Below are 6,976 nucleotides of genomic sequence, written 5' to 3'. Positions count from 1 at the left end.
GGCCTCTCTCATGCGAAAGGCGGGAAAGTCACTTGCCGCAAAAGGACAACTTCATCCAAAATCACCTGCAACAGCATGTCAAGTATCACCGCTTCGTTTCCGAAAGCGGATGCAAAAGTACAGCTTATTCAGATAACTGCAAGCTTACAAACGGTTTTTTTCTACACTTTCTTGAACTTTTTTCGCAAATAGCTGATTTACAAGTATGTTTTATAGCAGGGTTTTCAAAGACGAAATGCACAAGATGAAATGACGACACATTATAATATTTCATGCGCATGGGCGCGCGCGTTACAATTACTGTTACAGTTAAGTTCTATGGAAACAAAACAAGAAAACAGTGCGCTAGGGAAAGGAAAGCGATGATTTAAGGAGAGGAAAACGGTGCTTTACGAAAAAAGGGAAATAGAATTGCAGGAAGAAGTTATTCTCCCTTCAATTCCTTTTCCTCTTCTTGTGGGATGCGAATAGAGGTGTAAAGTTGCAGAATGGCCGCTATGGTAAGACTGACAATCCATTCATTGCCATGCGTAAATAGCATGAAAGCCCCTGTCAGTACCAGTATAAGTGCACCTAATATCTGCTGACGACGTAGACGCCGGACAATGGCATTCTGCACACGTGCAGGTGTATTGATCTGACCCAAGGCGAACAAGGTGGCACCAATCGTATAGACATAGGGGGCCAACACCCATCCTGTAATGTAGACAGCCGCCCCTGTCAGCGCCATGACGGCTCCCACCAGCATAAAAGCTTGCATCATCTGTTTCATCAGTCTTCTAAATCTTCGTCAAACACATAAATATCTTCATTGGGCTTCTTCATCAGATACTTTTCGCGTGCCACGCGTTCGATGGCACCCGAATCGACCGCCAGTTCGCCCAGACGGCGGGTACTTTCTTCGTACTCGTTACGATATTTTTCTATCTCGCTGCGCAAAACCTGCTCTTCGTGGGCATACTTCACGCGGCGTAGGATGCTGTTTTCGTCCAAAAACACGACGATTACAGCAAACACCAATATGGTTATCAGGTATTTGTTCTTGCGAACAAACATCCAAAGGGAAACCAATTTGTCCATCTTCGGCTATCGATTAAAATCCATTACTTCGTGCCACAAAGATAAGACGAATTACTGAAAAAGCATCTCTCCCGACAATATTTTCGCCACACAATCCTGCATCGGAAAAGAAAAATAGCCCGACATATTTTGTACTGCCTCGGCTTTCCATTATCTTTGCGCTATTGTGTTAGTGACAAGAACATCCTGCATTATATGGAAAACTATATTGTATCGGCTCGAAAATACCGTCCGTCCACTTTTGAATCGGTTGTGGGTCAGCGCGCCCTAACCACTACGCTGAAGAATGCCATCGCCACAGGAAAACTGGCTCACGCTTACCTTTTCTGCGGTCCGAGAGGCGTGGGTAAAACAACCTGTGCCCGCATCTTTGCCAAGACTATCAACTGCATGAGCCCAACCGCCAACGGAGAGGCATGCAACCAATGCGAGTCGTGCAGAGCCTTCAACGAACAACGGTCGTACAACATCCATGAGCTGGATGCCGCCTCGAACAACTCGGTCGACGACATCCGACAACTGGTCGAGCAAGTACGAATTCCACCACAGATCGGGAAATACAAAGTTTATATCATCGACGAGGTGCACATGTTGTCGACTTCGGCTTTCAACGCTTTTCTGAAAACATTGGAAGAACCGCCACAGCATGCCATCTTCATCCTGGCTACGACTGAAAAGCATAAAATCCTGCCGACCATCCTTTCGCGATGCCAGATTTACGACTTCAGCCGCATCAGCGTGGAAGACACGATAGCGCACCTGGCTTACGTGGCCTCTCAAGAAGGGGTAACGGCCGAACCAGAAGCCTTGAACATCATCGCGCTGAAAGCAGACGGTGGCATGCGCGACGCCCTGTCCATCTTCGACCAAGTGGTCAGCTTCACAGGAGGCAACATTACATACCAAAACACCATCGAGAATCTGAACGTACTCGATTATGAATACTATTTCCGCCTGACTGACCATTTGCTGGCAAACAAGGTGACCGACTCATTGCTGCTGTTCAACGACGTATTGAACAAAGGTTTCGACGGCAACCATTTCATTACAGGCCTTTCGTCACACTTCCGCGACCTGCTGGTGAGCAAAGATGCTTCTACCCTCCCCTTGCTTCAAGTAGGAGCCAGTATCCGCGAACGCTATCAGGTGCAGGCACAAAAATGCCCCCTGCCCTTCCTGTATCGCGCCATGAAGCTCTGCAACGACTGCGACTTGAACTATCGTACCAGCAAAAACAAACGCCTGCTGGTTGAACTGACCCTGATACAACTGGCGCAGATCACTTCGGGCGAGGAAGAAGCCATCAGTGGTGGGCGTAGCCCTAAGCAAGTAATCAAACCCATTTTCAACGCACAAGCCACTACGCAGGTAGCACAACCCGATAGACAACCATCCGTATCGAAACCCCAACAGGCGCAACCTGCCCCAAAGCCTGCGCCTACCCAACCGGCACAGCCACCTCAATCCATGGCTGCCACCCTGTTGGCACAAGAAAAAAAAGAGGAGAAGAAAATCCCTGTCATGCGGATGGGCGGGCTTGGTGTATCCATCAAACAACCCCCTCAAGCATCGTCCACTGTAGCAGACAAAGCGCCAACCGCCCCTGTGGCAACATCTTCAACGGCCCAACAACCCGAAGAAGACTACATCTTCAACGAACGCGATATCAACTATTACTGGCAAGAATATGCAGGCCAACTTCCTGTTGAACAGGTAGCTATTGCCAAGCGTATGCACAACATGCGCCCCACGCTTTTGAACGACACTACATTCGAAGTAACGGTAGACAACGAAATCATCTCGAAAGAATTTACCGTCATGATACCTGCCATTCAAGACTACCTGCGCACCCGCCTGAAAAACAGGAAAGTGACCATGACAGTACGCGTCAGCGCACCGACAGAAAAGACCCGCGCTTACAGCCGTGTAGAAAGATTTCAGATGATGGCACAAAAAAACAATGCACTTTTGAAACTAAAAGAAGAGCTTGGACTCGAACTCTATTAATTATCAATCGCTTAAACAAGTATCTTATTTAGAAAGCGAACAAATTAACACAAAAAAGGTATTCTAACACAACAACCAATGTGGAAAAGCATTATTTTTGTCCCACATAATTAGTACTAATAATAACTTAAAATTTGAACAAAAATGGCTTACGTAATTAGTGACGATTGTATTGCTTGCGGAACTTGTATCGACGAATGTCCGGTAGGCGCTATCTCTGAAGGTGACAAATATTCTATCGACCCTGAGGCTTGCACAGAGTGCGGTACTTGCGCTGATGTTTGTCCTTCTGAGGCTATCCACCCGGGAGCATAATACAATCTTTCAGGAAAAGATAAAGGGATATGTCTAGCAGACATATCCCTTTTTTCCTTTTCAGGAAAGCGCTGTTCCTGCCTGCCTTCAAAAAGGCTACACAAGCCACAACACCAATCAACTCACAAAAACATCAACCTGGAAACATAATCTTTCACCCTTTTCCGATAAGAAGCACCTATCGGCAAACTCTTTTCTCCTACTATCACAGAATTGTCCTCAACAATGCTAACACTATCCATGCGGACAATATAAGAACGATGTACGCGAATAAAACGATCCACGGGCAAACGTTCTTCCATATATTTCATGCTACAAAGGCTCAATATAGGCTTTGACATATCCCTATAATAAACCTTTACATAGTCTCCACAACTTTCTATATAGTCAATACAATCCAACTCAAGCCTGAGAATACGATTATCTGCCCTTATATAAATCACTTTAGGCACATCAACCTTGCTGACAGCAGACTTTTCTTCTCCAAGATTTCCATTTTCTCTCGCCGAAAACCAGCGTGAAGCCTTACTAACAGCCTGAAAGAAAGTTGCAAAATCAGGACCTTCCACCAGATAATCCAACGCATCCAGACGAAAACATTCGGCAGCATAGCGATCGGTATCGGCTATGAAGATGACGCGCGTATACAAGTCTAACAATTTACAGAAATCTCTTCCGTCAATCTCACCTTCCTTCACCGTACCAATTCCAATAAAATAAACTTCCACCTTCTTTTCATAATAAGCTTTCAAAGCCTCAAGTGCATTATTATAAGCTCCACAGCAACAAAGGAACGGAACCTTTTCAATATACTTCATCAATTGGTCCTGAAGACCTGCATCCTGATGTAAAATGGCACAATTCAGTTTCATCATTTATTTTGTTGTTTCTTTGCAGAATAGACGCGCCATACTCCAAAAGACTGCAAAACAGAGAAGAGAATTTATATTTTATTTAGAAAATCCACTACTTCAGCTTCGAACGCGAAATACGCTCGCCAAACGTCAGATTCAGGTTCAGACTAAACCGACTTTCCTGCATCAATTCGCTTCGTGAATTTAACTGCTCTCTCCACGAAGCTCCCAACGAAAGAAAAGAATAACGAATGGGGAAACTTACCCCTAAACTAGTCTCCCAATACCGCATTCTTCCTCCCTTCAAATTAATATAAGAATTGCTGACTCCTATTCCTCCCATCCATTCAGTAGAACGTGGTTTGCGGGGGTGGGTTATATAAATAGCCCCTACATTTACCTTATGTTGGTTCTCATATTTCAGTGAAGTATAAGCCGAAGTATTATGACTCCAATCTACATAATTATAATCAGCTTCCACTACCCAGCGCTCTGTCGTCAGAGAAAGTCCAACCCCGCAATGCATAGGCAAATACTGCCTTCGGCTGGAATAGTCTTTATCCACTCCCTCGCTTGTTGAAGAGTTTGTATAAGTGAGCGTATTGTCATGTGCAATGGGGAACGAAGGTGCAAAAACGAGACCAACTGCCCATCTGGTCCCCCCACCCGATGGTGCATATTCATAATGCAACCCCAAATCTGCATAAAAGGCACGTTTGGAAGATTCATATTCCACCACAGCTCCTTCCTGTGTTTCACTTTGCGTAATTTTCCCCCTTACCATACCGACATTCAGTCCAACTGAAAGGCCTTTCCCCAACAGAAAGGTATTGGTTAAATAAAAACGATAAAGGCCTCCCGAACCTTCGAACAAGGAATACAAATAGCTACCAGGCATACCTTCTATTTCCTCCTCAGTCTGAATCATATAGCCTACACTACTATAAGGATTGACACCTGCAATAAAGTACCAACGCGGCATCACACGAAAGCCTAAGCTGAAACGATTGGGATTGCCTGCAAAATTAGAGCTATGCTCACTCAAGAAAGAGTAGTGCGCATAGGATATGGCAGCGCCCACATCAAAGGTGAAACAGGTAGTATCCATGCGTGTTATAGCAGCCGGATTCAAGGTGTTCTGAAAGCCTGGACGATTCAAGGCCAAGCCAATATTACCCATTCCTGCGTATCTTCCTCCATCGGAAGCACTCAATTCTCCCACTCCATACATAGAAATAGGCTGGTTGGTCGTATTCTGCGCCGCAATGACAGAGCTTATCATGCCAATATATCCCAGCAATAAAAATTTCCAATAGTCGTATTTCATTGTTCGTTGTACGTTTTAAATCTGACATCCAATCTGCATTGTCTCTCTTGCAAAGGGTCATTGGTGAAAACCACCTGACTGAAAGTAGTGGCACTGGCTTCGTCCGTCATACTCATTAAAAGTTTCTGACGTTTAACACCTGACGTGCCGAAATTATTACGGATGAATTCTGTCAAATCAAAAGAATAATAAGTTTCCTTCCCATACACCTCGTCCACAGTCAAATTACCTGTCTGCACCGTCACACCATCACTTCCATACACGTAATCTTCCAACGCATTGTTTGCATCGGTGATATAAATACGCAATTCATCGGGCAACTGGCTGACAACATTGTAACTGCGCGCCAAAGGATACAAATAAAGCGTAGCTTCTTCGACAGAGACAATCTGCCCTGCATTCTCAAGATTATTCAAAAAAGGAAATTCCAGCTGATTGTAAAAGCCTGTAAGCCCCTGTATGTAAGCACGGCATCCCAAATCACCCGAGTGTACCAGATTTTCAATTCCACTCGTCAAGCCGTCTAAAGGAGTTCCCGAACGATCGTAACGAATGCCAGTATAAGCATAATCCATATTAACAGCAAATGTCAAAGTCTGCTCCGTCTGTGTATTTGAAATCTCGTGATAATGCAGATTAATGCTCATAGCCGTATCGTTCACCATGAACCCTGTAATACAACTGCCATCCGACTCTGCAACCAAGGCCAGCCCGGGGAATTCTTTCTTAAAACCATCCTGCGTGTCAAAATAATCAGCTTGCGCCACAAGATCGTCCAATAACGTTTGCCCCATCTCATCAGGCAATCTGACTTCCACTTCTTTCTTCCTGCCAGGGTATGGCGTATAAGTAAATGTAAACAAGGGGCTATCAGACAGTTGAAGCCGAGTCGTATTATACAAATCACTATCGTCATCCAGCACAATCGGATACTTCAGCCGATAAACAGAGATGCGCTGCGAAGCCAGCGTATCGCCCCAAAAATGTCCCGAAGGTATCAACCTCAGCACCAGTGAATCAAGGCTATAGGCATGATCCGCATTAGGTGTAAAACTAGCTTTCGTATACTCGGCATAATAAGTCGCGAATACTTCTCCCCATAACGTATCCTTATAATGGCCAAACTGACAAATACTATCCCCCCGTGTCTCTATCGAATCCAAAAGGACTGTACTGATATCCACCGTGCAGGTGTCTGCATACACATTATAAAAAGAGCTGTCTACCAAACTCTTGCCTAGGCTCAAATTGTCGTCTACACAAGCATAAAGCCCCACGAAGCATACTAAAAACACATACAAAAACTTTCTCATCACGATCTGCTTTGATTTGGTGCAAAGAAAGAGTAAAAGCATTATACGCTCCTACTAAAATCGACATTCGGGCACAGATT

At 44.8% G+C, this 6,976-nt stretch carries 8 protein-coding genes; 3 read left to right on the top strand and 5 right to left on the bottom strand.

Annotated features, from left to right (window positions below; all coding sequences use genetic code 11):
• Positions 1-192: hypothetical protein (locus HF894_RS07190; protein ID WP_204972042.1), on the top strand; the 192-nt coding region annotated here is incomplete at its 5' end.
• Between the two features lie 232 nt (positions 193-424).
• Here HF894_RS07190 and HF894_RS07185 read toward each other — a convergent pair.
• Positions 425-772 carry a hypothetical protein gene (locus HF894_RS07185; RefSeq protein ID WP_204972040.1) on the bottom strand — a complete coding sequence of 116 codons (348 nt, stop codon included), beginning with the start codon at positions 770-772 and terminating at the stop codon, positions 425-427.
• Positions 772-1,080 carry an FtsB family cell division protein gene (locus HF894_RS07180; protein WP_021846940.1) on the bottom strand — a complete coding sequence of 103 codons (309 nt, stop codon included), beginning with the start codon at positions 1,078-1,080 and terminating at the stop codon, positions 772-774. Before HF894_RS07180 ends, HF894_RS07185 begins: the two co-directional genes overlap by 1 nt.
• A 195-nt stretch (positions 1,081-1,275) precedes the next feature.
• On the opposite strand from HF894_RS07180, the gene HF894_RS07175 reads away from it, so the two are divergent.
• On the top strand, positions 1,276-3,087 hold the full coding sequence (locus tag HF894_RS07175; RefSeq protein WP_204972038.1) for a DNA polymerase III subunit gamma/tau: 1,812 nt from the start codon (positions 1,276-1,278) through the stop codon (positions 3,085-3,087).
• Positions 3,088-3,231: 144 nt separating this feature from the next.
• On the top strand, positions 3,232-3,402 hold the full coding sequence (locus tag HF894_RS07170) for a DUF362 domain-containing protein (RefSeq protein ID WP_021846942.1): 171 nt from the start codon (positions 3,232-3,234) through the stop codon (positions 3,400-3,402).
• A gap of 122 nt (positions 3,403-3,524) precedes the next feature.
• On the opposite strand, the gene HF894_RS07165 is transcribed toward HF894_RS07170, so the two are convergent.
• The 3 genes from HF894_RS07165 to HF894_RS07155 all read right to left on the bottom strand — a co-directional run bounded on the left by HF894_RS07165 (position 3,525) and on the right by HF894_RS07155 (position 6,896).
• Entirely contained in the window at positions 3,525-4,277 is a 753-nt protein-coding gene (locus tag HF894_RS07165) for a LytR/AlgR family response regulator transcription factor (protein ID WP_234983985.1), read from the bottom strand.
• Between the two features lie 91 nt (positions 4,278-4,368).
• Positions 4,369-5,583 carry a hypothetical protein gene (locus tag HF894_RS07160; RefSeq protein ID WP_246593163.1) on the bottom strand — a complete coding sequence of 405 codons (1,215 nt, stop codon included), beginning with the start codon at positions 5,581-5,583 and terminating at the stop codon, positions 4,369-4,371.
• On the bottom strand, positions 5,580-6,896 hold the full coding sequence (locus HF894_RS07155; RefSeq protein WP_021846945.1) for a DUF4270 family protein: 1,317 nt from the start codon (positions 6,894-6,896) through the stop codon (positions 5,580-5,582). Before HF894_RS07155 ends, HF894_RS07160 begins: the two co-directional genes overlap by 4 nt.
• Between the last annotated feature and the right edge of the window lie 80 nt (positions 6,897-6,976).

The organism is Caecibacteroides pullorum, assembly GCF_019239235.1.
Classification (GTDB): Bacteria; Bacteroidota; Bacteroidia; order Bacteroidales; family Bacteroidaceae; genus Bacteroides; species Bacteroides pullorum.
Note: the sequence above shows the minus strand (reverse complement) of the source record. Positions and strands in the feature narration are given on the sequence as shown.

Bases quoted from the DNA above. Each gene is read 5' to 3' on its own strand.
- HF894_RS07185 (WP_204972040.1), bottom strand. From the start codon at position 772: ATGAAACAGATGATGCAAGCTTTTATGCTGGTGGGAGCCGTCATGGCG.
- HF894_RS07180 (WP_021846940.1), bottom strand. From the start codon at position 1,080: ATGGACAAATTGGTTTCCCTTTGGATGTTTGTTCGCAAGAACAAATAC.
- HF894_RS07170 (WP_021846942.1), top strand. From the start codon at position 3,232: ATGGCTTACGTAATTAGTGACGATTGTATTGCTTGCGGAACTTGTATC.
- HF894_RS07175 (WP_204972038.1), top strand. From the start codon at position 1,276: ATGGAAAACTATATTGTATCGGCTCGAAAATACCGTCCGTCCACTTTT.
- HF894_RS07155 (WP_021846945.1), bottom strand. From the start codon at position 6,896: ATGAGAAAGTTTTTGTATGTGTTTTTAGTATGCTTCGTGGGGCTTTAT.
- HF894_RS07165 (WP_234983985.1), bottom strand. From the start codon at position 4,277: ATGATGAAACTGAATTGTGCCATTTTACATCAGGATGCAGGTCTTCAG.
- HF894_RS07160 (WP_246593163.1), bottom strand. From the start codon at position 5,583: ATGAAATACGACTATTGGAAATTTTTATTGCTGGGATATATTGGCATG.